The 24,864-nt window shown below is 67.8% G+C and carries 24 protein-coding genes and 1 rRNA gene; 14 read left to right on the top strand and 11 right to left on the bottom strand.

The features are described from left to right. The first annotated feature begins 123 nt into the window (after positions 1-123). The 6 genes from QTI20_RS00125 to QTI20_RS00100 all read left to right on the top strand — a co-directional run bounded on the left by QTI20_RS00125 (position 124) and on the right by QTI20_RS00100 (position 6,943). Positions 124-978, top strand: coding sequence for an ABC transporter ATP-binding protein (locus tag QTI20_RS00125; RefSeq protein ID WP_286550905.1), 855 nt, complete (start codon positions 124-126; stop codon positions 976-978). Next, positions 978-1,856 (top strand): branched-chain amino acid ABC transporter permease, encoded by an 879-nt coding sequence (locus QTI20_RS00120; protein WP_183027145.1) that lies wholly within the window; start codon positions 978-980, stop codon positions 1,854-1,856. The genes QTI20_RS00125 and QTI20_RS00120 overlap by 1 nt, the downstream gene beginning before the upstream one ends. Positions 1,857-2,042: 186 nt before the next feature. Further along, positions 2,043-3,080 (top strand): branched-chain amino acid ABC transporter permease, encoded by a 1,038-nt coding sequence (locus QTI20_RS00115; RefSeq protein WP_286550906.1) that lies wholly within the window; start codon positions 2,043-2,045, stop codon positions 3,078-3,080. A 23-nt stretch (positions 3,081-3,103) separates the two neighbouring features. Then, positions 3,104-4,291: an ABC transporter substrate-binding protein gene (locus tag QTI20_RS00110; protein ID WP_183027143.1), complete on the top strand. Its 1,188-nt coding sequence runs from the start codon at positions 3,104-3,106 to the stop codon at positions 4,289-4,291. Between the two features lie 7 nt (positions 4,292-4,298). Beyond that, on the top strand, positions 4,299-5,126 hold the full coding sequence (locus QTI20_RS00105; RefSeq protein ID WP_286550908.1) for an ABC transporter ATP-binding protein: 828 nt from the start codon (positions 4,299-4,301) through the stop codon (positions 5,124-5,126). Next, the gene (locus QTI20_RS00100) at positions 5,123-6,943 is read left to right on the top strand and encodes an AMP-dependent synthetase/ligase (protein WP_286550909.1); all 1,821 of its coding nucleotides are present in this window, start codon (positions 5,123-5,125) and stop codon (positions 6,941-6,943) included. The genes QTI20_RS00105 and QTI20_RS00100 overlap by 4 nt, the downstream gene beginning before the upstream one ends. 43 nt (positions 6,944-6,986) lie before the next feature. On the opposite strand, the gene QTI20_RS00095 is transcribed toward QTI20_RS00100, so the two are convergent. The 3 genes from QTI20_RS00095 to clpB are packed head-to-tail and all read right to left on the bottom strand — an operon-like array spanning position 6,987 to position 10,601. Next, positions 6,987-7,592, bottom strand: coding sequence for a class I SAM-dependent methyltransferase (locus QTI20_RS00095; RefSeq protein WP_286550910.1), 606 nt, complete (start codon positions 7,590-7,592; stop codon positions 6,987-6,989). A gap of 49 nt (positions 7,593-7,641) precedes the next feature. Further along, positions 7,642-7,971 carry a hypothetical protein gene (locus QTI20_RS00090; protein WP_286550911.1) on the bottom strand — a complete coding sequence of 110 codons (330 nt, stop codon included), beginning with the start codon at positions 7,969-7,971 and terminating at the stop codon, positions 7,642-7,644. Positions 7,972-7,979: 8 nt separating this feature from the next. Next, positions 7,980-10,601 (bottom strand): ATP-dependent chaperone ClpB, encoded by a 2,622-nt coding sequence (clpB, locus tag QTI20_RS00085; protein WP_286550912.1) that lies wholly within the window; start codon positions 10,599-10,601, stop codon positions 7,980-7,982. A gap of 115 nt (positions 10,602-10,716) precedes the next feature. Here clpB and QTI20_RS00080 point away from each other — a divergent pair, with 115 nt between their 5' ends. After that, on the top strand, positions 10,717-11,706 hold the full coding sequence (locus tag QTI20_RS00080) for a Bug family tripartite tricarboxylate transporter substrate binding protein (protein ID WP_286550913.1): 990 nt from the start codon (positions 10,717-10,719) through the stop codon (positions 11,704-11,706). Positions 11,707-11,843: 137 nt separating this feature from the next. Here QTI20_RS00080 and QTI20_RS00075 read toward each other — a convergent pair whose 3' ends face one another. Further along, entirely contained in the window at positions 11,844-12,314 is a 471-nt protein-coding gene (locus QTI20_RS00075) for a molybdenum cofactor biosynthesis protein MoaE (RefSeq protein ID WP_286550914.1), read from the bottom strand. Positions 12,315-12,568: 254 nt separating this feature from the next. Between QTI20_RS00075 and dapA the strand changes: the two genes are divergently transcribed. Continuing rightward, positions 12,569-13,453, top strand: a complete 885-nt coding sequence (gene dapA, locus QTI20_RS00070) for a 4-hydroxy-tetrahydrodipicolinate synthase (RefSeq protein ID WP_286550915.1) — start codon at positions 12,569-12,571, stop codon at positions 13,451-13,453. Positions 13,454-13,455: 2 nt separating this feature from the next. On the opposite strand, the gene moaD is transcribed toward dapA, so the two are convergent. From moaD to QTI20_RS00040, 6 genes are read right to left on the bottom strand one after another with little or no spacing between them, the layout of a single operon-like run. Continuing rightward, complete coding sequence (moaD, locus tag QTI20_RS00065) at positions 13,456-13,704, bottom strand: molybdopterin converting factor subunit 1 (RefSeq protein ID WP_286550918.1); 249 nt, start codon at positions 13,702-13,704, stop codon at positions 13,456-13,458. 7 nt (positions 13,705-13,711) lie between these two features. After that, positions 13,712-14,959, bottom strand: a complete 1,248-nt coding sequence (locus tag QTI20_RS00060) for a molybdopterin molybdotransferase MoeA (RefSeq protein WP_286550920.1) — start codon at positions 14,957-14,959, stop codon at positions 13,712-13,714. Next, on the bottom strand, positions 14,940-15,497 hold the full coding sequence (gene mobB / locus QTI20_RS00055; RefSeq protein WP_286550922.1) for a molybdopterin-guanine dinucleotide biosynthesis protein B: 558 nt from the start codon (positions 15,495-15,497) through the stop codon (positions 14,940-14,942). The genes QTI20_RS00060 and mobB overlap by 20 nt, the downstream gene beginning before the upstream one ends. Before the next feature lie 4 nt (positions 15,498-15,501). Continuing rightward, a complete protein-coding gene (thrC, locus tag QTI20_RS00050) occupies positions 15,502-16,917 on the bottom strand; it encodes a threonine synthase (protein ID WP_286550924.1) in 1,416 nt (471 codons plus the stop codon). Next, positions 16,917-18,242: a homoserine dehydrogenase gene (locus tag QTI20_RS00045; protein ID WP_286550925.1), complete on the bottom strand. Its 1,326-nt coding sequence runs from the start codon at positions 18,240-18,242 to the stop codon at positions 16,917-16,919. Before QTI20_RS00045 ends, thrC begins: the two co-directional genes overlap by 1 nt. Before the next feature lie 52 nt (positions 18,243-18,294). Next, a complete protein-coding gene (locus tag QTI20_RS00040; RefSeq protein WP_183027131.1) occupies positions 18,295-19,518 on the bottom strand; it encodes a pyridoxal phosphate-dependent aminotransferase in 1,224 nt (407 codons plus the stop codon). 67 nt (positions 19,519-19,585) lie between these two features. Between QTI20_RS00040 and QTI20_RS00035 the strand changes: the two genes are divergently transcribed. The 6 genes from QTI20_RS00035 to QTI20_RS00010 all read left to right on the top strand — a co-directional run bounded on the left by QTI20_RS00035 (position 19,586) and on the right by QTI20_RS00010 (position 24,436). Further along, entirely contained in the window at positions 19,586-19,972 is a 387-nt protein-coding gene (locus QTI20_RS00035) for an Mth938-like domain-containing protein (RefSeq protein ID WP_286550928.1), read from the top strand. A gap of 138 nt (positions 19,973-20,110) precedes the next feature. After that, on the top strand, positions 20,111-20,587 hold the full coding sequence (locus tag QTI20_RS00030; RefSeq protein WP_183027129.1) for a peroxiredoxin: 477 nt from the start codon (positions 20,111-20,113) through the stop codon (positions 20,585-20,587). Between the two features lie 178 nt (positions 20,588-20,765). Continuing rightward, complete coding sequence (locus tag QTI20_RS00025) at positions 20,766-22,592, top strand: PhoH family protein (protein WP_286550930.1); 1,827 nt, start codon at positions 20,766-20,768, stop codon at positions 22,590-22,592. A 148-nt stretch (positions 22,593-22,740) separates the two neighbouring features. Further along, positions 22,741-23,121, top strand: a complete 381-nt coding sequence (locus QTI20_RS00020; protein WP_286550932.1) for a VOC family protein — start codon at positions 22,741-22,743, stop codon at positions 23,119-23,121. Between the two features lie 90 nt (positions 23,122-23,211). Further along, positions 23,212-23,667 (top strand): GyrI-like domain-containing protein, encoded by a 456-nt coding sequence (locus tag QTI20_RS00015; protein ID WP_286550934.1) that lies wholly within the window; start codon positions 23,212-23,214, stop codon positions 23,665-23,667. A gap of 13 nt (positions 23,668-23,680) precedes the next feature. Continuing rightward, positions 23,681-24,436, top strand: a complete 756-nt coding sequence (locus QTI20_RS00010) for a helix-turn-helix transcriptional regulator (RefSeq protein WP_286550935.1) — start codon at positions 23,681-23,683, stop codon at positions 24,434-24,436. Positions 24,437-24,564: 128 nt separating this feature from the next. Here the strand turns inward: QTI20_RS00010 and rrf are convergent. After that, positions 24,565-24,677, bottom strand: a 5S ribosomal RNA gene (gene rrf / locus QTI20_RS00005). Between the last annotated feature and the right edge of the window lie 187 nt (positions 24,678-24,864).

Below are 24,864 nucleotides of genomic sequence, written 5' to 3'. Positions count from 1 at the left end.
CGGATGCCGTGAAGCGTAAGCAACAGCGACATTACCGACGAGTAGAAATTCTACGGACAAGTAGATTTTCGCGCTTTGCACGCAAACCCTCGTCGACCGGCCCCTCTTTTTCTTTTGGAAACCATGCCCCAGCCCGCCGCCGTCCCCGCCCCTGCCGCCCCGGTGCTGCAGGTCGAGGCCTTGACGCTGGCCTTCGGCGGCGTGAAGGCGCTGACGGGCGTGGGCTTCAGCGTGCAGCCGGGTTCCATCACCGCGGTGATCGGGCCCAACGGCGCGGGCAAGACCTCGCTGTTCAACACCATCTCGGGCTTCTACCGGCCGTCGGCGGGCCGGGTGCTGTTCGAGGGCGCCGACATCACGCGCACGCCGGCACCGCAACGCGCGAAACTGGGCCTGGCGCGCAGCTTCCAGAACATCGCGCTGTTCCGCGGCATGACGGTGCTCGACAACATCAAGCTGGGCCGCCACGCGCACCTCAAGACCAACGTGCTGGAGGCGCTGTTCTATGTGGGCCGCGCGCGGCGCGAAGAGGCCGAACTGCGGCGCGACGTGGAGGAACGCATCATCGATTTCCTCGAGATCGACCACATCCGCCACGCACCGGTGTCCGCCCTGCCCTACGGGCTGCAGAAGCGCGTGGAGATGGCCCGCGCGCTGGCGATGCAGCCGAAGGTGCTGATGCTCGACGAACCCGTCGCGGGCATGAACCGCGAAGAGACCGAGGACATGGCGCGCTTCATCCTCGACGTGCGCGACGAATGGGGCGTGACGGTGCTGATGGTCGAGCACGACATGGGCATGGTGATGGACCTGTCGGACCACGTGGTGGTGCTCAATTTCGGCCAGGTCATCGCGCAGGGCGCGCCGGCGCACGTTCAAGCCGACCCCGAGGTGATCCGCGCCTACCTGGGCGCGGGCGACGTGGGCGACCTGCGGCGCAAGCTGCGCGGCGAACAGACGGTCGCGGGAGTCGCGTGATGGATTGGGCCTACCTGTTCGAGATCAGCCTCACAGGCGTGGCCAGCGGCGGCCTCTATGCGCTGGCCGCGCTGGCCTTCGTGCTGGTCTACAAGGCCACGCGGGTGGTCAACATCGCGATCGGCGAAATGCTGATGATCGGCGCCTACCTGTTCTTCACCTTCTCCGCGACCTTCTCGCTGCCGATCTGGGCCGCGGTGATCGGCGCGGTGATCGGCACCGGGCTGCTGGGCGCGATCGTCGAACGCACCATGATCCGGCCGCTGCTGGGCGAGCCGCCGATCTCGGTCTTCATGGTGACGGTGGGCCTGGCCTCGGTGCTGGTGGGCCTGGTCGAGATCATATGGACCGCGGACCAGCGCCGGCTGCCCGAGTTCCTGCCCAACACGCCGATCATGGTCGGCGAGGCCTTCCTCGCGCCCAAGGTGGCCTACGGCGCGCTGATCGCGGCCGGCCTCATCGGCGCAGTGCTGCTGGTGTTCCGCTTCTGGCGCGGCGGCGTGGCCCTGCGCGCCACGGCCTCGGACCAGGCGGCCGCCTACTCCATGGGCATCAACGTGCCGCGCGTGTTCTCGCTGGCCTGGGTCGCCTCGGCCATGATCGCCGCGGTGGCCGGCATCATGGTCGGCGCCATCGGCGGCATCTCGTCGACCATGGGCGTGTTCGGCCTGTCGGTGCTGGTGGTGGTGATCGTCGGCGGGCTCGACAGCGTGCTGGGGGCCTTGATCGGCGGGGTGTTCATCGGGCTGGTGGAAGCGCTGGCCGGGACCTTCCTCGGGGGCGAGTACAAGCTGCTCGCGACCTTCATCGTGCTGGTGCTGGTGCTGATGGTGCGGCCGTATGGCCTGTTCGGCACCCACGAGATCGAGAGGCTCTAGGATGGCCCACCCCCGATGCGCCTTCGGCGCCTCCCCCTCCAGGGGGCGATACCGGCGGCCCGGCCAAGCCGGTTCCGCGGTATCCCCGGCATGGGGCGGCGGTGAAGCGATCCCGGCGCCTCCACGTGCGCAGGGTGGCCGGTGCACGCGCCCCGAACAAGAGCGCCAGAACGAGAGAGCAGCCCCATGCGCATAGGCACCCTCAAGGAAAGCTACATCGCCGATGCGGCGCTGTTCGACTCGCGCACGCAGAAGACCTGGCTCGCGATCGGCGCGGCGCTGCTGCTGCTCTTCCCCTTCGTCGCCAGCGACTACTGGCTCTACCTCGCCTGCCTGGTGGCGATCAACGTGGCGAGCGCGAGCGGACTCAACATCCTCACCGGCTACACCGGGCTGGTGAGCCTGGGCCAGGCCGCGTTCATGGGCCTGGGGGCGTACACGGTCGCGATCCTCGAGACGCGGCTGGGCACGCATTTCCTGCTGAACCTGCTGGCGGGCGGCACGGTGGCGATGCTGGGCGGCCTGATCGTCGGCATACCCTCTTTGCGCGTGAAGGGCCTGTACCTGGCCATCGCGACCATCGCGGCCTCCTTCATCACCCACTTCCTGTTCGCCAACCTCAAGCTCACGGGCGGCACCACCGGCCTCTCGGTGCCGCCGGCGCAGTTCTTCGGCCTGCCGCTCGACACCTCCTTCCGCCTCTACTGGGTGATCGTGCCGGTCATGCTGCTGATGGTGCTGGGTGCGGCCAACCTGTTCCGCACCCGCGTGGGGCGGGCCTTCATCGCGATCCGCGACCGCGACATCTCGGCCGAGGTGCTGGGCATCCCGCTGCTGCGCTACAAGCTGCTGTCCTTCGGGCTCTCGTCCTTCTATGCGGGTGTGGCGGGCGGGCTCTGGGCCTACTTCTTCCGCGTGGTCACGCCCGAGAGCTTCCCGCTGCTGATGTCGATCTTCTTCCTGGCCGCGATCATCGTCGGCGGCATGGGCTCGATCCTCGGCGGCATCCTGGGCGCGATCTTCATGACCATGGTGCCCGAGCTGCTCAAGCTGATCGTCGACCTGCTGCCGGGCGGCACCGAGATGACGGTGTTCCTCTCGCCGGTGCGCACCGTGGTGTTCGGCCTCCTGATCGTCGGATTTCTGGTGTTCGAGCCGCACGGGCTCGCAGAAGTGTGGCGGCGCACGCGCCGCTTTTTCCATCTGTGGCCTTTCAGGAATTGAGCCACCCCTCACAGGAGACAAGCATGCACAAGACACTTCAGCCCTCTCTGCGCCGCCGTGCGCTCGTGCTCGCCGCTTCGGCCGCGCTCGCCGCCCCCTTCGCGGCACAGGCCCAGTCCAACGAGGACATCGTGATCGGCGGCTCGATCCCCATGACCGGTGTGTTCGCCTTCGCGGGCGTGGGCATCAACGCCGGCATGGCCGACTACGTGAAGATGGTCAACGACGCGGGCGGCATCAAGGGCCGCAAGCTGCGCTACGTGCCCGAAGACACGGGCTACAAGGTCGACGTCTCGGTCGCCGCCTACAAGAAGATCACCAGCCAGAACAAGGTCAATCTCTACTACGGCGACTCGACCGGCTTCGCCAAGACCATCAACCCCGAGCTCGACCGCAGCGGCCAGATCCTGATGGCGGGCGCCTCCTTCGCGACCGAACTCAACGACCCCGTCAAGTTCCCCAACCAGTTCCTGGTCGGGCCCGACTACACCGAACAGATCGGCATCCTGCTCAGGCACATCGCCAAGGAGAAGCCGGGCGCCAAGGTGGCTTTCGTGTACTCCGACTCCGAGTTCGGCCGCGACCCGATCGAGGCCAGCGAGGCGGCCGCGAAGAAGCTGGGCCTCACGGTGCCGGTCAAGCTCATGACGCCGGCCGGCAGCGTCGACGTGTCGACCGAGGTCATCAAGCTGCGCCGCGCCGCGCCCGACTACACCATCTTCCACGGCTACATCCTCGCGCCCATTCCCGAGTTCGTGCAGCAGGGCAAGCAGATGGGCATGACCAGCAAGTGGATGGGCACCTTCTGGACCATGGACAGCTCCACCGTGATGAAGATGGGCGAAGGCGCCGACGGCTTCATGGGCGTGATGCCCTACCGCTACTACTACGACACCTCGGCCAAGGCGCCGATGCTCGACAAGATCCGCGCGCTGCGCCCCGAGTACCAGAGCACGGCCTACACCCAGGGCTTCCTCACGGCGATGCTGTTCACCGAGGCGGCCAAGCGCACGCTCGAGGCCGGCAAGCCGCTCGACGGCAAGAACCTCAAGGCCGCGCTCAACACGATCAAGGACTTCGACACCGGCGGCCTGATCGGCACGCCCATCACCATCAGCGGCAACTCGATCCCGGTGGGCCGCGTCTACAAGGCGGACATGAAGGCGCAGAAGATGGTGCCCGCGTCCGACTGGATCTCCTTGAGCAAGTAAGCCGACGATGCAAGCGGGCGCGGTCATGGCGGGCGAGACGGTCCTGAGTGTCAACAACATCGAGGTCGTCTACAACAAGGTGGTGCAGGTGCTGCGCGGCCTGTCGCTGGCCGTGCCGCGCGGCGAGATCGTCGCGCTGCTGGGCAGCAACGGCGCGGGCAAGTCGACCACGCTCAAGGCCATCTCGGGCCTGCTCGCGCTGGAAGACGGCGCGCTCGAGGCCGGCCGCATCGAGTTCAACGGCCAGGGCACGGCCGAGCGTGCGCCGCAGCAGCTGGTGCGCGACGGCCTGTGCCATGTGATGGAGGGCCGGCGCGTGTTCGAGGACCTGACGATCGAGGAGAACCTGGTCGCCGCCACCTACGCGCTCACCGGCCGCCCGGATGCCAGGCCTGACTTCGACGCGGTCTACAGCTACTTCCCGCGGCTGCACGAGCGCCGCAAGGGCCTGGCCGGCTACCTCTCGGGCGGCGAGCAGCAGATGCTGGCCATCGGCCGCGCGCTGGTCGCGCAGCCCCAATTGATCCTGCTCGACGAGCCCTCGCTGGGCCTGTCGCCCAAGCTGGTCGAGGACATCTTCACCATCATCGCGCGCATCAACGCCGAGCGCGGCGTGTCGATGCTGCTGGTCGAGCAGAACGCCACGGTGGCGCTGGCCGTGGCCCACCGCGGCTACATCATGGAGAACGGCAAGATCGTGATCGACGGCAGCGCCGAACGCCTGGCGTCCGATCCCGACGTGCGCGAGTTCTACCTCGGCGTGGGCGGCAGCGGCGAGGCGCGCAGCTTCCGCGACATCAAGCACTACAAGCGACGCAAACGGTGGTTGTCATGAGCGCAACGCTGCCCCCCCTGACCCTGCCGCAGATGCTGCGCGAACAGGCGCGCCTGCAGCCCGACAAGGTCGCGCTCCGGCAAAAAGACTTCGGCATCTGGAAGCCCCTCACTTGGCAGGCCTATGCGCAACGCGCCGAGCATGTGGGCCTGGGCCTGCGCGCGCTGGGCCTCACGCCGGGTGGCCACGTGGGCGTGCTGTCGGAGAACCGCACCGAGTGGGTGCTGGCGCAGATGGGCGCGGGCCTGGTGGGCGGCGTGACGGTCGGCGTCTACCCGACCAGCCCGGCCAGCGAAGTGGCCTACGTGGTCGGCCATGCGGACATCGAGCTGATCGTCTGCGAGGACCAGGAGCAGACCGACAAGGTGATCGAATCGCTGGCCCTGCTGCCGCGGCTGCGCAGGATCGTGGTGGTCGAGACCAAGGGTTTGCGCAACCTCGACGTCGCGCACCGCGACAAGGTCACGACCTTCGCCGAACTCGAGCGCCTGGGCGCCGCCTCGGCCGCGCAGGGCGGCCGCGCGATCATCGACACCGCGCTGGCGGCGCAGACGCTCGACCACATCGGCCTGATGATCTACACCTCGGGTTCGACCGGCAAGCCCAAGGGCGCGATGCTGTCGTACCGCAACATCCGCGGCGTGGTGCCGGGCATCGTCGACCGGCTGGGTCTCGACGGCGACACCGCGCACCTGTCGTACCTGCCGCTGTGCCACGTGGCCGAGCAGATGCTCACCGCCTTCGCGCCGCCCTACCTGGGCTCGCAGGTGCACTTCGGCGAATCGATACGCACGGTGCAGGAAGACCTGCGCGAAGTCGCGCCCAGCATCTTCCTGGGCGTGCCGCGCATCTGGGAGAAGCTGCACGCCTCGATCAGCATCAAGCTGCAGGAGACCGGCCGGTTGCAGCGCGCGATCTTCTCGCGCGCCTGGGCGCGCTGCGAGGCGCTGCTTGCCAAGCCACGTGCGCAATGGTCGGTGGCCGACCGCCTGGCCCATGCCGCGAGCTACTGGCTGGTGCTGCGGGCGCTGCAGAACTTCATCGGCCTGCGCCGCGTGCGGGTGGCGCTGACCGGCGCCGCGCCGATCGCGCCCGACGTGGTGCGCTTCTTCCGCACGCTGGGCGTGCCGCTGGTCGAGGTCTATGGCCTGACCGAATCGAGCGGCATGGTCACGGGCCACCGGCTCGACGCGGTGATGCCGGGCACGGTCGGCCCGCCCACGCTGGGCACGGCGCACCGCATCGGCGAGAACGGCGAGCTGCTGCTCCAGGGCGAGATGGTGTTCGCGGGCTACTACAAGAACGCCGAAGCCACGGCGCAATCGATCCGCGACGGCTGGCTGCACACCGGCGACGTGGTGCGCGAAGAGGCCGGCGGCCAGCTGCGCATCGTGGACCGGCTCAAGGACATCATGATCACCGCGGGCGGCAAGAACCTCACGCCCTCGGAGATCGAGAACACGATGAAGGGCAGCCCCTACATCAAGGAATGCGTGATCGTGGCCGAGGGCCGCAAGTTCGTCGGCGCGCTGATCCAGATCGACTACGAGACGGTCGGCAAGTGGGCCGAGGCGCAGCGCATCCCCTTCACCAACTTCCGCTCGCTCACCGAGCACCCCGAGGTGCTGCGGCTGATCGGCGACGAAGTGGCGCGCGGCAACGGCCGGCTGGCGCAGGTCTCGCAGATCCGGCAGTTCCACCTGCTGGCCAAGGAACTGGACCACGACGACGGCGACGTCACCGCGACCATGAAGGTGCGGCGCTCGAGCATCTACAAGAACTACGCGAACGAGATCGAGCGGCTCTACAGCCGTTGAGGCCCGGGTCTTTCGCGAAGCAGGACCGCGACCCGGCGCGGCTTCACTCCGCGGCGCTTTCCAGCGAGAAGAGCGGCACCTCGGCGCTCCGGCTGAGCCAGACCCCGCCGCCCAGTTCCTTGAACTTGCGCGTCAGTCCGCGCCGGTACATCTCGGCACGGTGCCGGAACAGCAGCGGATCGGTGAGGTCCTCGTCCACCACGTCGTTCTCGTAGTCCTCGAGCGTCACGGCTTCAAGGTAGAGCGCGCCCTGGCTCAGCACCCCGAGGTTGCGCAGGGCACGCTTGAGGTCGGCCGGGCTCAGGTAGGCCAGAACGCCCTGGCAGATGACCAGGTCGAAGGGCTCCCGGGCCCGGTAGTCCACGACCGAGCCACGCTCCCATCCGTAACGACCGCACAGGTATTCGCTGATTTCGACGCCCTGGTAGGTCGCCTGCGGAAAGTGCTGCGTCGTGATGTCGCGCCAGATCCCGATGCCGCAACCGACATCCAGGACGCGCCGCACGGGCACGCGCAGGTACTTCAGGTAGGAACTGACGAAGGCACCCAGCCGTTCGACATGCTGCCGGTCCGCCACCCGGGTCTTCTTGTCGAAGTAGTAGTGCGCGTAGTACGACGCATCGAAGAGGGCGGCATCAGCGGATTCCATGCGCGGATCGTACCTGTACGCGCCGCACGTCCTGGGTGATGCCGGAGGGCTAGTTGCCGCGCGTCGCGGGCCGGGCCGACACGTCGGTCACCTCGCCCGCGTCGCCCAGCGCGATCGGGCTGCGCGTCGACTCGCCGCGGGCGCGGGCGCTGACCACGTCGGCGGCGGTGGGCTCGGCCGGCTGCTGCGCGGCGCGGAAGCGGTCGAAGCCGCTGCGCGGGTTGAAGCGCATGACCCAGGGCGTCACCGGCTTGCCGGTGAGCTTGGCCCAGCCGTAGCGCAGGCCCCAGACCGCCGCCAGCAGCAGCACGGCCACCGCCAGGCTGAGCGCGAAAATCAGGCCCAGGCAGAAGAGGATGAAGCGAAGAACGAAATTCATCATCGGCATTAGGCCAGAGCCTCGGCCGATGGTTCCCCGCCGTGGCTGAACGAGAACTGCCCGGGCGACTGGATCGGGTCGGTTTCGACCCGGATCGTGTCCTTGGGCCCGAAGCTGCCGTCGAGCAGCAGCTTCGACAAGGGGTTCTCGATGCGCTGCTGGATCGCCCGCTTGAGCGGCCGCGCGCCGAACACCGGGTCGAAGCCCACCTTGGCGATCTCGGCCAGCGCCGCGTGCGACACATCGAGGAACAGGTCCATCTTCGCGAGCCGCGCCTGCAGCACCTTGAGCTGGATGGCGGCGATCGATTCGATGTTCTTCGCGTCCAGCGCATGGAACACCACCGTCTCGTCGATCCGGTTCAGAAACTCGGGGCGGAAGTAGTTCTTGAGCTCGTCCCAGACCGCGTCCTTGATCTCCTCGCTCGGCCGGCCCACCATCGCCTGGATGATCGGCGAGCCGATGTTGCTGGTCATCACGATCACGGTGTTCTTGAAGTCCACGGTGCGGCCCTGGCCGTCGGTGAGGCGGCCGTCGTCGAGCACCTGCAGCAGCACGTTGAACACGTCGGGGTGCGCCTTCTCGACCTCGTCGAGCAGCACCACGCTGTAGGGCTTGCGGCGCACGGCTTCGGTCAGGTAGCCGCCCTCCTCGTAGCCCACGTAGCCCGGCGGCGCGCCGATCAGGCGGGCCACCGAATGCTTCTCCATGAACTCGCTCATGTCGATGCGGATCAGGTGGTCCTCGCTGTCGAACAGGAAGCCCGCGAGCGCCTTGCACAGCTCGGTCTTGCCCACGCCCGTGGGGCCGAGGAACAGGAAGGAGCCCGTGGGGCGGTTCGGGTCCGACAGGCCCGAGCGCGAACGGCGGATCGCGTTGGCGACCGCGCCGATGGCCTCGTCCTGGCCGACCACGCGCTCGTGCAGCTTGTCTTCCATCACGAGCAGCTTGTCGCGCTCGCCCTGCATCAGCTTGGCGACCGGGATGCCGGTGGCGCGCGCCACGACCTCGGCGATCTCTTCAGCGCCGACCTGGGTGCGCAGCAGCGTGGGCGCGCTGGACTTGCCCTTGCTGGCTTCGCTCTCCTCGGCTTCGCGCAGGCGCTTCTCCAGCGCCGGCAACTGGCCGTACTGCAGCTCGGCGAGCTTGTTGAAGTCGCCCTTGCGCTTCCACTCCTCGATCTCGAACTTGAGCTTGTCGATGTCCTCGCGGATCTTCGCGCTGCCCTGGGCCTGGGCCTTCTCGGCCTGCCAGATCTCGTCGTAGTCGGCGATCTCCTTCTGCAGCTTGACGATCTCGTCCTCGATCAGGCCGAAGCGCTTCTGCGAGGCTTCGTCCTTCTCGCGGCGCACGGCTTCGCGCTCGATCTGCAGCTGGATCAGGCGGCGGTCGAGCCGGTCCATGACCTCGGGCTTGGAGTCCATTTCGATCTTGATCTTGGCCGCGGCCTCGTCGATCAGGTCGATGGCCTTGTCGGGCAGGAAGCGGTCGGTGATGTAGCGGTCGCTCAGCTCGGCCGCGGCCACGATGGCCGGGTCGGTGATCTGCACGCCATGGTGCACCTCGTACTTCTCCTGCAGCCCGCGCAGGATGGCGATGGTGGCCTCGACCGAGGGCTCGCCCACGATGATCTTCTGGAAGCGGCGCTCCAGAGCCGCATCTTTCTCGATGTACTTGCGGTATTCGTCGAGCGTGGTGGCGCCCACGCAGTGCAGCTCGCCGCGCGCGAGCGCGGGCTTGAGCATGTTGCCCGCGTCCATCGCGCCTTCGGCCTTGCCGGCGCCGACCATGGTGTGCAGCTCGTCGATGAAGACGATGGTCTGGCCCTCGTCCTTCGCGAGTTCGTTGAGCACGGTCTTCAGGCGTTCCTCGAACTCGCCGCGGAACTTGGCGCCGGCCAGCAGCGCGGCCATGTCGAGCGACAGCACGCGCTTGCCCTTGAGCGACTCGGGCACCTCGCCCGCGACGATGCGCTGCGCCAGGCCTTCGACGATGGCGGTCTTGCCCACGCCCGGTTCACCGATCAGCACGGGGTTGTTCTTGGTGCGGCGCTGCAGCACCTGGATCGCGCGGCGGATCTCCTCGTCGCGGCCGATGACCGGGTCGAGCTTGCCGAGACGCGCGCGTTCGGTCAGGTCCATGCAGTACTTCTTGAGCGCTTCGCGCTGGCCTTCGGCGTCGGCGCTGTTCACGCCCTGGCCGCCGCGCACCGCATCGATGGCCGACTCCAGGCTCTTGCGCGTCAGGCCGTTGCTGCGCGCGAGCTGGCCGACGTCGGCCTTGCTGTCGGCCAGCGCCAGCAGGAAGAGCTCGCCCGCGATGAACTGGTCGTTGCGCTTGATGGCTTCCTTCTCGGTCGCCTGCAGCAGCTTGTTGAGCTCGGGGCCGACCTGCACCGCATCGTGGCCCTGCACCTGCGGCAGCTTCTTGATCGCGGCCTCGGCGGCCTGGCCCAGCGCGCTCACGTTGACGCCGGCGCGCTCGAGCAGCGCACGCGGGCCATCGTCCTGGCGCAGCATGGCGGCGAGCAGGTGGACCGGCTCGATGTAGGCGTTGTCGTTGCCCAGCGCCAGCGACTGTGCATCGCCGAGCGCTTCCTGGAATTTGGTGGTGAGTTTGTCTTGGCGCATGGTGGTGTTTCCTGCATTCAAAATAGGGCTGTTCGCGCGCCATTCAAGAGCGCGGGCGAATTCAGGCACGGCTATTGCTGCCGGAGCCTCTCACCACAATGGATTGGAGTCGATCATGGTTTTTTCAACGCAGCGTGTTCAGCCGGCCCGCCGGGCGCTGACGCTCGGCCTTTTCGCCGCGGCCCTGGGCCTCTCGGGCCTGGCCCAGGCACAGACGCCGATCCGGCTGCTGGTGGGCTTCCCCGCCGGCGCCGGCAGCGATGCCATTGCACGCGCTCTGGGCGAAAAACTCAAGGACGAGCTGGGCGCCCCGGTGGTGGTCGAGAACCGTGCGGGCGCGGGCGGCCAGATCGCGGCCCAGGCACTGAAATCGGCCCCAGCCGACGGCCACACGCTGTTCCTCACGCACGACCACAGCATCTCCATCCTGCCGCAGGTGGTCAAGAACCCGGGCTTCAACCCCTCGGCCGACTTCGTGCCGGTGGCCGGCTTCGCCACCTTCGCCAACGTGCTGGCGGTCTCGGGCGGCACGCCGGCCAGGAACATGGACGAGTACGTGAAGTGGGTGCGCACCCAGAAGGACGGCAAGGAGACCATCGGCGTGCCCGCGCCGGGCTCGATCCCCGAGTTCCTGGTCAAGCTGATCTCCGACAAGTACAAGCTGGACCTGCAGGCCGCGCCCTACCGCGGCAGCGCGCCGCTGACGGCCGACATGCTGGGCAACCAGATCACCGCCGGCATCGCCTCGGTGCCCGACTTCATCGAGAACCACAAGGCCGGCAAGGTGCGCATCGTGGCCGTGATCGGCGCCAAGCGCCAGCCGCTGTTGCCGCAGGTGCCGACCTTCACCGAGCTGGGTTTCGCGAACCTCGACGACTACCCCTACTACGGCATCTTCGCGCCCGTGGGCACGCCGCAGCCGGTGATCGACCGCTTCGGCACCGCGTTGCAGAAGGTGCTGGCGATGCCGGACGTGAAGCAGAAGCTCACGGCCATGGGCCTCAACGTGGCCTATGAGCCGCAGGGGCAGTTCGCGGGGCGCGTGCGGACGTACACGCAAACTTGGGAAAAGATCATCCAGGCCAGCGGCTTCAAACCTCAATGAGTCTTGCCCCCTCTCCCTCTGGGAGAGGGTGGGGGTGAGGGCATGCAGCCTTTGCCGAAGCGCGTGGTCAAACGACGGCCGTCGCCCTCACCCTGCCCTCTCCCGGAGGGAGAGGGAAAAAACGGGGCCCGGACGAATCAGGCGTTGGGCGCCTGAATGCCCCAGCGCGCCAGCGCCTCATCGTCCGACACGCGCGCATCGACCCAGCGCGCGCCCTCGGGCGTCTGTTCCTTCTTCCAGAACGGCGCCTGGGTCTTGAGGTAGTCCATCAGGAACTCGCAGGCCTGGAAGCTCTGGCCGCGGTGTGCCGAGACCACCGCCACCATCATGATCTGGTCCAGCGGCTGCAGCAGGCCCACGCGGTGCACGATGCGCGCACCCAGGATGTCGAAGCGGCGCTGCGCCGCGTCGATCATGGCCTCGATGGCCTTCTCGGTCATGCCGGGGTAGTGCTCGAGTTCCATCGAGGCCACGGCACTGCCGTCGTTGCGATCCCGCACCGTGCCGACGAAGCTGCAGACGGCGCCGACACGCGGATCTTCCGCGCGCAGCGTCGCAATCTCCTGCGCCAGGTCGAAATCATGGGTCTGGATAGCAACGCGGGTCATCGGCGGATTGTGGCATCGCGGTAGACTCGCCACCATGCCCTGCCGCGCCGCGCACCCCCTCCAGCCTTCGTCCGAAGGCCAGGCGTGCGCACGCTGCAACGGCAAAGCCAAAAAACCACAGCTCGTCTGACCGGAGCTGCGGTTCCGTCGTCGGATGAGCGACGGGACCGGCAAGGCTCAGGCTGCAGCCCATGGCACGCGCACATCCGACGATGGTTTTCCCATCGGTCGCTTCCTGCACCAAGGAGCATTGCGTGTCCTCTTCTTCTGTCGCCCCCTCCGATTTCTCGGGCCTCTGGGTTCCCCTGATCACGCCCTTCCGTCACGACGGCACGGTCGACCATCCCTCGCTCGCGGCCCTCGTGCGCCGGCTCGCGCCCACGGGCATCGCCGGCTTCGTGGTCTGCGGCTCGACCGGCGAGGCCGCCGCGCTTGACGAAGACGAGCAACTGGCGGTGCTGGCCACCGTGGCCGCCGCTGCGCCCGAATTGCCGCGCGTGATGGGCCTCTCGGGCTACCACCTGGGCCAGACGCTGGGCTGGGTGCGCCGGCTTGCCGACCACGGCCTCCACGGGCTGCTGGTGCCCGCGCCCAGCTACATCCGCCCTTCGCAGCAGGGCCTGGTCGGCTGGTTCAGCGCGATCGCCGACGCGAGCAGCGTGCCGCTGATCGTCTACGACATCCCCTACCGCACCGGCGCCACGCTGTCGCTCGAGACGCTGCGCACCTTGGCTGCCCACCCGCGCATCCGCGCGCTCAAGGACTGCGGCGGCGACATGACCAAGACCCGTGCGCTGATCGCCGACGGCGCGCTGCAGGTGCTGGCGGGCGAGGACGCGCAGATCTTCTCGACCGTGGCCGAGGGTGGCGCCGGTGCGATCGCGGCCAGCACGCATGTCGAGACAGAGACGTTCGTGCAGGTGCTGCAACTGATCGGCGAAGGCCGCCTGGCCGAGGCGCGGCCGCTCTGGCAGGCGCTGCAGCCGCTGATCGCGCTGCTCTTCGCCGAACCCAATCCGGCGCCGCTCAAGGCTTGGCTGGCCGATGCGGGCGTGATCGGCGACGGCCATCTACGCGCGCCGATGACGCCGGTCAGCGATGCGCTGCGCGAGCAGTTGCGCCGGGCGATTCCGGCCTGACGCTAGCCGCCCGTCACGGGCGGAAAGAAGGCGACCTCGCAGCCCTCGTGCAGTGAGGCCGATTCGACGCTCATGGCCTGGTCCAGCGCCATGCGCACGGCCTTGCCACGGGCCAGGGCCGTGGCATGCGGCGCGCCGCGTGCGATGAGTTCGTCGCGCAGCTCGGCCAGCGTGGCGGCCTGGGTTTCGACGGTCTCGCCGCTGCCCAGGGCCTCGCGCACCGAGGCGAAGTAGCGGATCGCGATCTTCATGGTCGCCTCAGCCCAGCAGCGTGGCGAAGGAGATGAACTGCACCGTGTCGCCCCTGCGGATCGGCTGACCCGCCGGGTTGTCGACCACGCCATCGCCCCACACCGCGGAGGTCAGCACGCCCGAGCTCTGGTTGGGGAACAGGTCGAGCCCGCCCTCGGCATTGCGGCGCGCGCGCAGGAACTCGCGGCGGCGGTCGGCGCGCGGCCAGTCGAAGTCGGCGCGCAGGGCCACCGGCTGCGGCGCCACCTGCGTCGCGCCCTGCAAGGCCAGCAGGAAGGGGCGCACCAGCAGCACGAAGGTCATGAAGCTGGAGACCGGGTTGCCCGGCAGGCCCGTGAGGTGCGCCTGGCCGATGCGGCCGTAGGCGAAGGGCTTGCCGGGCTTGATCGCCAGCGACCACAGCTGCAGTTCGCCCAGCGCCTCGACCGCGCCCTTGATGTGGTCCTCTTCGCCCACCGACACGCCGCCGGTGGTGATGATCAGGTCGTTGTGCGCGGCCGCGCTGCGCAGCGCCTCGATGGTCGCGTCGCGCCGGTCGGGCACCAGGCCCAGGTCGCTCACCTCGCAGCCCAGGCGCTGCAGCAGCGCGCGCATGAAGAAGCGGTTGGAGTTGTAGATCGCACCGGGCTTCATGGCCTCGGGTGCCACCGCGCCGGGCATCACGAGTTCGTCGCCGGTCGACAGCAGCGCCACGCGCGGACGCCGCGCCACCAACAGGCGATCGAGGCCCACGCTGGCTGCGAGGCCCAGCGCCGCCGGGCCCAGGCGCGCGCCGCGCGCGAGCACCACGTCGCCGCGCGACACGTCCTCGCCGGCACGGCGGATCCACTGGCCCGCCGCGGGCACGGTGTCGATGCGCACGCGGCCCAGCATGCCCTCCTCGGGCTGCGCCGTGGCCTCTTCCTGCATCACCACCGCATCGGCGCCCTCGGGGATCTGCGCGCCCGTGAAGATGCGCGCCGCGGTGCCGGCTGCGAGCGGCGTGCCCACGCTGCCGGCCGGAATGCGCTGCGCGACCGTGAGCAGTGCGCCGGCGCTGGCGCAGTCGGCCGCGCGCACCGCGTAGCCGTCCATCGAGCTGTTGTCGCGCGGCGGCACCGTGAGGCCGGACACCACGTCCTGCGCCAGCACGCGGCCGTCGGCCTCGAAGGTCGAGACGCTCTGCGCCTCCAGCGGGCGGGCCCGGGCGAGCAGGCTCGCCAGCGCTTCGTCGAGGGGCGTGAGCCGGGGGCGTTCAGCGGAAGGAGAGCTCATGGTTCTCGGCCTTGTAGTCGAAGCGATGCGCATTGTCGAGCAACCACCGCGCGATGCCTTCGACGTCGTCGAGATGGAACACCGGTCGCAGGGTCGGCTCGGGCAGCGCGTCGGGCCGGTCGGTGGCGAGCGCGGCCACGAAGGTGTCGTCGGGGTACTGCGCCGGCCGTGCCTCCTCGTCGGGGCCGCTCTGGCGCAGCACCTCGATCTTCCACAGGTCGGCGTGCTTGAAGCCCTCGACCAGCACCCAGTCGACACCCTCGTAGAGCTCGGCGATCAGGTGGTGCACCGACAGCTGCGCGGGCTGCTCGAACTCGCGCATCAGCGCGAGCCGCTGGTCGGACGCGACCACCACCTCGAAGGCACCGGCCTCGCGGTGGCGGTAGCTGTCCTTGCCCGGATGGTCGACGTCGAACTTGTGGTGCGCGTGCTTGACCACCGACACCCGCTGGCCCTGCCGCTTCAGCACGGGGATCAGCCGCTCGACCAGCGTGGTCTTGCCGGCGCCCGAATACCCTGCGAAGCCGATGACGTGCATGCCGCTAGTCGCAGTGTTCCGCGATGTAGGCCTTCACGGCCTCGGCGTCGGCGGGCAGCTTGACCACGCGCTTGGGCAGGTCCTCGATGCCCTCGAAGCGGGCCGGCCGCGCGGGCTCGTGGCCCAGCGCCTCGACGATGGTCTCGGCGAACTTGATCGGCAGCGCGGTCTCGAGAATGATCATCGGCACGCCGGGCGACAGGTGTTCGCGCGCGGCCTTCACGCCGTCGGCGGTGTGGGTGTCGATCAGCACGGCGAAGCGCTTGTCGGTGTCGCGGATCGTGGCCAGCCGGTCGGCATGCGTGCTGCGGCTGCTGACGAAGCCGAAGCGCTCGGCCGCCTGCGCGAACACCGGGTCGGCGCTCAGGTCGAAGCGGCCGGTGCGGCCGAGTTCGCCTTCGAACAGCGCGCGGGTCTTGGCGCCGTCGCGGCCCAGCAGGTCGAACACGAAGCGCTCGAAGTTGCTGGCCTTGGAGATGTCCATCGAGGGGCTCGAGGTCTCGTGCGTGTCGGCGGCCGCGCGCACGCGGTAGACGCCGGTGCGGAAGAACTCGTCGAGCACGTCGTTCTCGTTGGTGGCGACCACCAGCGTGCGGATCGGCAGGCCCATCATGCGCGCCACATGGCCCGCGCAGACGTTGCCGAAGTTGCCCGAGGGCACGGTGAAGCTCACCGGCTTGTCGTCGCTGCCCGTGGCCTGGAAGTAGCCGGCGAAGTAGTAGACGACCTGCGCCAGCAGCCGCGCCCAGTTGATCGAGTTGACGGTGCCGATGCGGTACTTGCGCTTGAAGCCCAGGTCGTTCGAGACCGCCTTGACGATGTCCTGGCAGTCGTCGAACACGCCCTCGATGGCGATGTTGTGGATGTTGGCGTCCTGCAGGCTGAACATCTGGGCCTGCTGGAAGGGGCTCATGCGGCCGTCGGGCGAGGTCATGAACACGCGCACGCCCTTCTTGCCGCGCATCGCGTACTCGGCCGCGCTGCCGGTGTCGCCGCTGGTCGCGCCCAGGATGTTGAGCTGCGCGCCGCGGCGGCCCAGTTCGTACTCGAACAGGTTGCCCAGGAGCTGCATCGCCATGTCCTTGAAGGCCAGCGTGGGGCCGTTGGACAGGCCTTCCAGGTACACGCCGTCTTCGAGCTCGCGCAGCGGCACGATCTCGTCGGAGCCGAAGACCTCGGCCGTGTACGTCTTCGCGCACAGCGCCTTCAGTTCCTCGGCCGGGATGTCGTCGATGTAGAGCGAGAGGATCTCGTAGGCCAGCTCGGCATAGGGCAGCCCGCGCCACTTCGCCAGCGTGGCCGCATCGACCTGCGGGTAGTGCTCGGGCAGGTACAGGCCGCCGTCGGGCGCCAGGCCCTCGAGCAGGATGTCGCAGAACTGGCGGCGCTCGATGTCGCCGCGGGTCGAGAGGTAGCGCATCAGGACAGCTCTTCCTTGCGCAGGCGCACGATCGGCGCGAGCACGGTCGGCAGCGCCTGCAGCTCGGCCATCGCGTCGTCGAGCGTGCCTTCGCGCGTGTCGTGCGTGAGGATGATCAGGTCGGTCTGGGTCGAGCCCTCGCCGCCCACCTCGTCGGCTTCGCGCTGCAGCACCGCGTCGATGCTGATGCCCGCGCTGGCCAGCAGGCCCGTGACCTTGGCCAGCACGCCGGCCTCGTCGGCCACGCGCAGGCGCAGGTAGTAGCTGGTCACCACCTCGCGCATGGGCACGATCTGGAGGTCGTCGCTCATCGCGTTGGGGTGGAAGGCCAGGTGCGGCACGCGCTGCGCGGCGTCGGCCGTGTGCAGGCGCGTGATGTCGACCAGGTCGGCGATCACCGCGCTGGCGGTGGGCTCGCTGCCCGCGCCCTTGCCGTAGTAGAGCGTGGTGCCCACGGCATCGCCGTGCACCACCACCGCGTTCATCGCGCCTTCGACATTGGCCAGCAGGCGCTTGGCCGGCACCAGGCTGGGGTGCACGCGCAGCTCGATGCCGCCGGCGGCGCGGCGGGTGATGCCCAGGAGCTTGATACGGTAGCCCAGCTGCTCGGCGTACTTGATGTCCTGCGCGGCCAGCTTGGTGATGCCCTCGACATGCGCCTTGTCGAACTGCACCGGGATGCCGAAGGCGATGGCGCTCATCAGCGTGACCTTGTGCGCGGCGTCCACGCCTTCGATGTCGAAGGTCGGATCGGCCTCGGCATAGCCCAGGCGCTGCGCTTCCTTGAGCACGGTGGCGAAGTCCAGCCCCTTGTCGCGCATCTCGGACAGGATGAAGTTGGTGGTGCCGTTGATGATGCCGGCGATCCACTGGATGCTGTTGGCCGTCAGGCCTTCGCGCAGTGCCTTGATGATCGGGATGCCGCCGGCCACGGCCGCTTCGAACGCGACCATCACGCCCTTCTGCTGGGCCGCGGCGAAGATCTCGGTACCGTGCACCGCGAGCAGCGCCTTGTTGGCCGTGACCACGTGCTTGCCGGCCGCGATGGCCTCGAGCACCAGCTGCTTGGCGATGCCGTAGCCGCCGATCAGCTCGATCACGATGTCGATGTCCGGATTGGCGATCACGGCGCGCGCGTCGGCCACCACCTGCACGCCTTCGCCCACGGCCGCGCGGGCGCGGTCGGTGTCGAGGTCGGCCACCATGGTGATCTCGATGCCGCGGCCGGCGCGGCGCTTGATTTCTTCCTGATTGCGCTGGAGCACGTTGAACGTGCCGCTACCGACGGTGCCGATGCCGAGCAGGCCGACCTGGATGGGTTTCATGGATACAACTTCAGTCAAAACGAAAGGGGACGGAGGGCCGCGCGGTACGCGCTCAGGCGAAGCGGGCGCGGTAGCGCTCGAGGAACTTGGCGATGCGGTTGATGGCCTCGCGCAGGTCTTCCTCGTGGGGCAGGAACACGATGCGGAAATGCTGGTTGTCCGGGAAGTTGAAGCCCGAACCCTGCACCAGCATCACGCGCGTCTCGCGCAGCACCTGCATGAAGAACTCGCGGTCGTCCGCGATCGGGTACATCACCGGGTCCAGCTTCGGGAACATGTAGAGCGCGGCCTCGGGCTTGACGCAGCTCACGCCGGGAATGGCGGTGATCAGCTCGTAGGCCAGGTCGCGCTGGCGGCGCAGGCGGCCACCGGGCTTCACCAGGTCCTTGATGCTCTGGTAGCCGCCGAGCGCGGTCTGTATCGCCCACTGGCCCGGCACGTTGGAGCCGAGCTTGAGGTTGGCCAGCATGTTCAGGCCTTCGATGTAGTCGGTGGCGTTGGCCTTCGGACCCGACACGATCATCCAGCCGGCGCGGTAGCCGCAGGAGCGGTAGGCCTTGGACAGCGAGTTGAAGGTGATCGTCAGCACGTCGGTCGACAGGCTGGCCATGGCCGTGTGCTTGGCGTCCTCGTAGAGCACCTTGTCGTAGACCTCGTCGACCAGCAGCACCAGGCCGTGCTCGCGCGCGATCGCCACCATGCCGCGCAGCAGCTCGTCGGAATAGAGCACGCCGGTGGGGTTGTTGGGGTTGATCACCACGATGCCGCGGGTGCGCGGCGTGATCTTGGCGCGGATGTCGGCCAGGCTCGGCATCCAGTGGTTGTCTTCCTCGCAGAGGTAGTGCACCGGCTTGCCGCCGGACAGCGACACGGCCGCGGTCCACAGCGGGTAGTCGGGCATGGGCACCAGCAGCTCGTCGCCGTCGTCCAGCAGCGCATTGGTGGCCATCACGATCAGCTCGCTGGCGCCGTTGCCCAGGTAGATGTCGTCGAGCGTCACGCCCTCGATGCCCTGCTGCTGCGTGTAGTGCATCACCGCCTTGCGCGCGGCGAAGATGCCCTTGCTGTCGGAGTAGCCCGCCGAATCCGGCAGGTTGCGGATCATGTCCTGCTGGATCTCTTCGGGCGCATCGAAGCCGAACGGCGCCATGTTGCCGATGTTGAGCTTGATGATCTTCTGACCATCCTCTTCCATCTGCCGCGCCGCATCGACGATGGGGCCGCGGACGTCGTAGAGAACATTGGCCAGTTTGGCCGACTTCTTGAGCTGCTTCAAAGTCCCTCCAGAGGGTGCCTGCACAGGGGAAAACCTATAATTTGACCACAGTTCCCCGGCCTTATAGATGAAGCTTCAACCCGACAAATCCGACACCCAGACCCTCACCGCGCACGGTCCGGGCTGGGTGGCGATCAACAACGAGCGGGTCGAACACAGCGTGGTGCTGGGCTCGCGGGGCGAGCGCTTCGCCTGGGAATGCGCGAACTTCGACGATCTGGGCCCTGAACATTTCGCCCAGCTCGCGGCCCTGGGCGCCGAGCTGGTGATCTTCGGCAGCGGCCAGCGCATCCGTTTCCCGCAGCCGGCCTGGCTGCGCACCCTGATGGCGCAGCGCACCGGCGTCGAAACCATGGACACCGCGGCCGCCTGCCGCACCTACAACATCCTTGCGAGCGAGGGGCGCCACGTGGTGGCGGCCCTGCTGGTCGAGCAGCCAAAAGCTGGCAATTAGAGGGCATTTCGAGCTAAAATCCCGGGTTGCGAACGGCGATCCGCCCTCAGATCCCCTCTCAGTCAAGCAACGACCAATCTTCCATCGTTTTCGGCCTTGCAGCCGCACGAATGGAAACCAACGGAGAAAACAAGTTTCATGGCGATCGTTGTCAACAAACCCATCCCCGAATTCGAGTCCAATGCCACCGGCGGGCTCAAGGTGTCGAACACCTCGCACCTCGGGCACGTTCTGGTGATGTATTTCTATCCCAAGGACAACACGCCAGGCTGCACCACCGAAGCCATGCAGTTCCGGGACCGCTACAAGGATTTCGTGAAGGCCGGCGCCACTGTTTTCGGTGTTTCGCGTGACAACATGAAGTCACACGACGAATTCAAGGCCAAGCTCGAGCTGCCCTTCGAACTCATCGCCGACACCGAAGAGAAGATGTGCCACATGTTCGGCGTGGTCAAGAACAAGATCATGTACGGCAAGAAGGTCAAGGGCATCGAGCGCAGCACCTTCCTGATCGGCGCCGACGGCATCCTCAAGGCCGAATGGCGCGGCCTCAAGGTGCCGGGCCATGTCGACGACGTTCTGAAGGCCGTCAAGGCGCTCAAGAAGGCCGCCTGACGATCGCCGTTTTTCGCGGTCTGTTGGCCGCACGCCACGTGACACCGATGTGGCGCGCACGGTGTGCATAATGGCCTCATGCCGTTGAGCTCCACGACCGCATCCCCCGAACAAAGCCGCCCTGGTCTTCAGGCGGCTTTTTCGTTTTCCGGCTTCACTTTTGCGAGCACACTGCCCCATGCCCTTGCCTCCCGCTCCCACGAAACGCGCCGCCCTCCTCTCGCCTGACGCGATCGACGCGCCGGCCGCGACCCCCAAGGCGCCGCGCCGCGGCGGTCGGACCACGGAGAGCGCACGCGGCAACGGACCGCGCGCACTGGAACTGTTCGACGACCACAGCCAGGGCGCCGCCGCCCCGCGCGTGACCACGCCGCCCGCGCCCGAGGTGGCCCGCCAGATCGAAACCAAGCCACGGCCCGCCCCGCAACCCGAAGCGGCGCCCGCCGCGGTGCAGGCACGCGCCGAGCGTGCCCCGGAACGCCCGCCTGCGCCGGCGACGCCGCCGACCCCCGCGCCCGTCGCGGCCAGCCCGGCGCCGCGCGCGCGCAACGGCGCCCAGGAAAGCGCCCGCCCGCGGCGCGCCAAGTCGACCGGCCCGACCAAGTTGTTCGTGCTCGACACCAACGTGCTGCTGCACGATCCGATGTGCCTGTTCCGCTTCGAGGAGCACGACGTCTTCCTGCCGATGATCGTGCTCGAAGAGCTCGACGGCCACAAGAAGGGCACGACCGAGGTCGCGCGCAACGGACGCCAGACCAGCCGCACGCTGGATGCGCTCGCCGGTGCCAAGGACGCCGACATCGCCAAGGGCCTGAAGCTCGACACCACCGGCCACCGCGAGGCCGGCGGCAAGCTGTTCTTCCAGACCTCGCCGCTGGACTACACGCTGCCCACCAGCCTGCCCCAGGGCAAGGCCGACAACCAGATCCTGGGTGTGGTTCAGGCCCTGCGCAACCAGTACGCGCAGGACCGCCCCGGCCAGCCCAAGCAGGAAGTCGTGCTGGTGTCCAAGGACATCAACATGCGCGTCAAGGCACGCGCGCTGGGCCTCGCGGCCGACGACTACCAGAACGACAAGACGCTGGAAGACGGCGACCTGCTCTACGCCGGCTCCTACGCGCTGCCGGCCGACTTCTGGACCCGCCAGAGCAAGACCGTCGAGAGCTGGCAGAGCGGCAGCAGCACCTTCTACCGCATCAGCGGGCCGATCGTGCCGAACCTCTACATCAACCAGTTCGTCTTCTTCGAGGCCCCGGGCGAGCCGAGCATGTACGCGCGCGTGACCGAGATCCGCGACAAGACCGCGGTGCTCAAGACGCTCAAGGACTACGCCTCGGGCAAGAACGCCGTGTGGGGCGTGAGCACGCGCAACCGCGAGCAGAACTTCGCGATGAACCTGCTGATGGACCCGGACATCGACTTCGTCACGCTGACCGGCACCGCCGGCACCGGCAAGACGCTGATGGCGCTGGCTTCGGGCCTGACGCAGGTGCTCGACGACCGCCGCTACACCGAGATCATCATGACCCGCGCCACCGTGAGCGTGGGCGAGGACATCGGTTTCCTGCCCGGCACCGAGGAAGAGAAGATGGGCCCCTGGATGGGCGCGCTCGACGACAACCTCGAGTTCCTGGCCAAGGGCGACGGCGGCGGGGCCGGCGAATGGGGCCGTGCGGCCACCAACGAGCTGATCCGCAGCCGCATCAAGATCAAGAGCATGAACTTCATGCGCGGCCGGACCTTCCTCAACAAGTACGTGATCATCGACGAGGCGCAGAACCTCACGCCCAAGCAGATGAAGACGCTGATCACCCGGGCCGGCCCGGGCACCAAGATCATCTGCATGGGCAACCTGGCGCAGATCGACACGCCCTACCTCACCGAAGGCTCCTCGGGCCTGACCTTCGCGGTCGACAAGTTCAAGGGCTGGCCGCACAGCGGGCACATCACGCTGGCGCGCGGCGAGCGTTCGCGGCTGGCGGATTTCGCGAGCGAAGTGCTCTAGACACGGCCCACGCCACGCACCGAGCCCGCACGCTTTTCGAAGCCTGCGGGCTTTTTTTCGTTCGCGGTGACAGGCTCCTGACAAGACGTTGTCAGGAGGCGGTCCGCACCATCGGGGCTCCTTCAACACACACGAAAGAGAGCCCTCCATGTCCACGCAGAACGTCATCAGCTGGTTCGAGATTCCGGTCGCCGACCTCGACCGCGCCCAGGCCTTCTATGAGACCGTGCTGGCCCGCAAGCTGCGCCGCGAAGACTTCGGCGGCGCCGGTGCGCTGGCCGTGTTTCCGTACGACAGGCCCGCCACCGGCGGTGCGCTGCAGGCGGGCGCCAGCGCTGCCGCGCGCACCGGCAGCAGCATCCGCATCTACCTGGACTGCGCGCCCAGCATCGACGCCGCGCTCGCACGCATCGAGCCGGCCGGCGGGCAGGTCGTCGCACCCAAGTCGGCCCTGCCGCCCGGCATGGGCTTCATCGCCCACATGCGCGACACCGAGGGCAACGAGGTCGGCCTGCACGCGCTGGCCTGATCCGCCATGGCCCGGCACCACCGGATCGCCGGGGCCGTGAAGACCGAACCGACAATGCTCGCACTTTCTTTCTTTGAGCAGGAGAACAAGATGGAACCCATCCGCCAACAGCAGGGCGCCTTCCGGGTCGCAGGCATTGCGGTCCGCACCACCAACCGCGAAGAAGCCGATCCGGGCACGGCCCGCATCGGCGCGCTGTGGAACCGCTTCTTCAGCGAGCAGACCGCGGCATCGACACCGCAGCGCACCCACGACGAGCGGGTCTACGGCGTCTATTCGGGCTACGCATCCGATGCCCACGGCGCCTTCGACCTGACGGCCGGCGTGGCCGTCTCGGGCGGCGCGGACAGCGTGGCCATCGAAGCTGGCGACTACCTCGTGTTCAGCGCCCAGGGCCCGATGCCGCAGGTGGTGATCGCCACCTGGCAGCGCATCTGGCAGTACTTCGAGGCGCACCCGGAGGTCGCACGCAGCTACCGCAGCGACTTCGAAGCCTACGAGGGACCGGACAAGGTATCGATCCACATCGGCGTGCGCGGATCCTGAAGAAGACACACCGATGCGCCGCGCCGACCGCCTCTTCCAGCTGGTGCAGCTCATCCGCGGCCGCCGTCTCACCACGGCGGCCTTTCTCGCGCAACGCCTCGAGGTGTCCGAGCGCACGGTCTACCGCGACGTGGCCGACCTGCAGCACCAGGGCGTGCCGATCGAGGGTGAGGCCGGCGTCGGCTATCGGCTGGGCGCGGGCTTCGAACTGCCCCCGCTGATGTTCACGCAGGACGAGGCCTCCGCGCTGGTGGCGGCGGCGCGCATGGCGCAAAGCTGGGTCGACCCGGCGCTGGCGCGAGACATCGAGAGCAGCCTGGGCAAGATCCTCTCAGTGCTGCCGCCGGCGGCGCGGGTCTCCGCGGAGGCGCTGGCACTCTATGCGCCCGCCATGGGCCTGGACGACACCCTGCGCAGGCGGCTGCAGACCCTGCGCGAGAGCGTGCAGTCGCACCACAAGCTCCGGCTGAGCTACCGCGACGTTTTGGGCGACGCCAGCGAACGCACCGTGCGGCCGCTGGGCTGCTTCTATTGGGGCAAGGTCTGGACCCTGTCGACCTGGTGCGAACTGCGCGATGATTTCCGCGGCTTTCGCGTGGACCGCATGGACGCCATCGCGGTGCTGCCGGAGCGTTTCCGCGACGAACCCGGCAAGACGCTGGCCGACATGCTGCGGCAACTCAAGGCAAAAAAGGCCAAGGGAAAGATCGTGCCGCAGCAGCCGGGCGATACACCGCCGTGGGCGACTGCCGAGACGAAGGCCGGCTGAATGCACCGAATCTCGGGGCCGATGAATTGATCCGTCGAATTCGAATGGAACCCGCGATCCACGCGATTCCAATTCCCCAAAAAGAAAAGCCCCAACCGATTGGTTGGGGCTTGTCTAGGGCTGTAAGAGCCTGACGATGACCTACTTTCACACGGGAACCCGCACTATCATCGGCGCTGACGCGTTTCACTGTCCTGTTCGGGATGGGAAGGAGTGGTACCACGTCGCTATGGTCATCAGGCATAACTTGTTGTCTGCTTGATCACATGATCAATCAAACGAATTCATAGAGTTTGGAATCAGCTTTTGGCGAATTATTTTGAATGCGTCAACTTGGCATAACACCTTGATCATGTATTCGCGACCTTTCGGTCTGATCAAAGTTATAGGGTCAAGCCTCACGAGCAATTAGTATCAGTTAGCTTAAC

This window comes from Variovorax sp. J2P1-31 (assembly GCF_030317215.1).
GTDB lineage: Bacteria > Pseudomonadota > Gammaproteobacteria > Burkholderiales > Burkholderiaceae_C > Variovorax.
The sequence above is the reverse complement of the archived record's forward strand: the minus strand, read 5'-3'. Positions and strand labels throughout refer to the sequence as shown.

Excerpts from the sequence above, each read along its gene's own strand:
- QTI20_RS00125 (WP_286550905.1), top strand. The coding sequence starts at position 124 with ATGCCCCAGCCCGCCGCCGTCCCCGCCCCTGCCGCCCCGGTGCTGCAG.
- QTI20_RS00120 (WP_183027145.1), top strand. The coding sequence starts at position 978 with ATGGATTGGGCCTACCTGTTCGAGATCAGCCTCACAGGCGTGGCCAGC.
- QTI20_RS00115 (WP_286550906.1), top strand. The coding sequence starts at position 2,043 with ATGCGCATAGGCACCCTCAAGGAAAGCTACATCGCCGATGCGGCGCTG.
- QTI20_RS00110 (WP_183027143.1), top strand. The coding sequence starts at position 3,104 with ATGCACAAGACACTTCAGCCCTCTCTGCGCCGCCGTGCGCTCGTGCTC.
- QTI20_RS00105 (WP_286550908.1), top strand. The coding sequence starts at position 4,299 with ATGCAAGCGGGCGCGGTCATGGCGGGCGAGACGGTCCTGAGTGTCAAC.
- QTI20_RS00100 (WP_286550909.1), top strand. The coding sequence starts at position 5,123 with ATGAGCGCAACGCTGCCCCCCCTGACCCTGCCGCAGATGCTGCGCGAA.
- QTI20_RS00095 (WP_286550910.1), bottom strand. The coding sequence starts at position 7,592 with ATGGAATCCGCTGATGCCGCCCTCTTCGATGCGTCGTACTACGCGCAC.
- QTI20_RS00090 (WP_286550911.1), bottom strand. The coding sequence starts at position 7,971 with ATGAATTTCGTTCTTCGCTTCATCCTCTTCTGCCTGGGCCTGATTTTC.
- clpB (WP_286550912.1), bottom strand. The coding sequence starts at position 10,601 with ATGCGCCAAGACAAACTCACCACCAAATTCCAGGAAGCGCTCGGCGAT.
- QTI20_RS00080 (WP_286550913.1), top strand. The coding sequence starts at position 10,717 with ATGGTTTTTTCAACGCAGCGTGTTCAGCCGGCCCGCCGGGCGCTGACG.
- QTI20_RS00075 (WP_286550914.1), bottom strand. The coding sequence starts at position 12,314 with ATGACCCGCGTTGCTATCCAGACCCATGATTTCGACCTGGCGCAGGAG.
- moaD (WP_286550918.1), bottom strand. The coding sequence starts at position 13,704 with ATGAAGATCGCGATCCGCTACTTCGCCTCGGTGCGCGAGGCCCTGGGC.
- QTI20_RS00060 (WP_286550920.1), bottom strand. The coding sequence starts at position 14,959 with ATGAGCTCTCCTTCCGCTGAACGCCCCCGGCTCACGCCCCTCGACGAA.
- mobB (WP_286550922.1), bottom strand. The coding sequence starts at position 15,497 with ATGCACGTCATCGGCTTCGCAGGGTATTCGGGCGCCGGCAAGACCACG.
- thrC (WP_286550924.1), bottom strand. The coding sequence starts at position 16,917 with ATGCGCTACCTCTCGACCCGCGGCGACATCGAGCGCCGCCAGTTCTGC.
- QTI20_RS00045 (WP_286550925.1), bottom strand. The coding sequence starts at position 18,242 with ATGAAACCCATCCAGGTCGGCCTGCTCGGCATCGGCACCGTCGGTAGC.
- QTI20_RS00035 (WP_286550928.1), top strand. The coding sequence starts at position 19,586 with ATGAAGCTTCAACCCGACAAATCCGACACCCAGACCCTCACCGCGCAC.
- QTI20_RS00030 (WP_183027129.1), top strand. The coding sequence starts at position 20,111 with ATGGCGATCGTTGTCAACAAACCCATCCCCGAATTCGAGTCCAATGCC.
- QTI20_RS00025 (WP_286550930.1), top strand. The coding sequence starts at position 20,766 with ATGCCCTTGCCTCCCGCTCCCACGAAACGCGCCGCCCTCCTCTCGCCT.
- QTI20_RS00020 (WP_286550932.1), top strand. The coding sequence starts at position 22,741 with ATGTCCACGCAGAACGTCATCAGCTGGTTCGAGATTCCGGTCGCCGAC.
- QTI20_RS00015 (WP_286550934.1), top strand. The coding sequence starts at position 23,212 with ATGGAACCCATCCGCCAACAGCAGGGCGCCTTCCGGGTCGCAGGCATT.
- QTI20_RS00010 (WP_286550935.1), top strand. The coding sequence starts at position 23,681 with ATGCGCCGCGCCGACCGCCTCTTCCAGCTGGTGCAGCTCATCCGCGGC.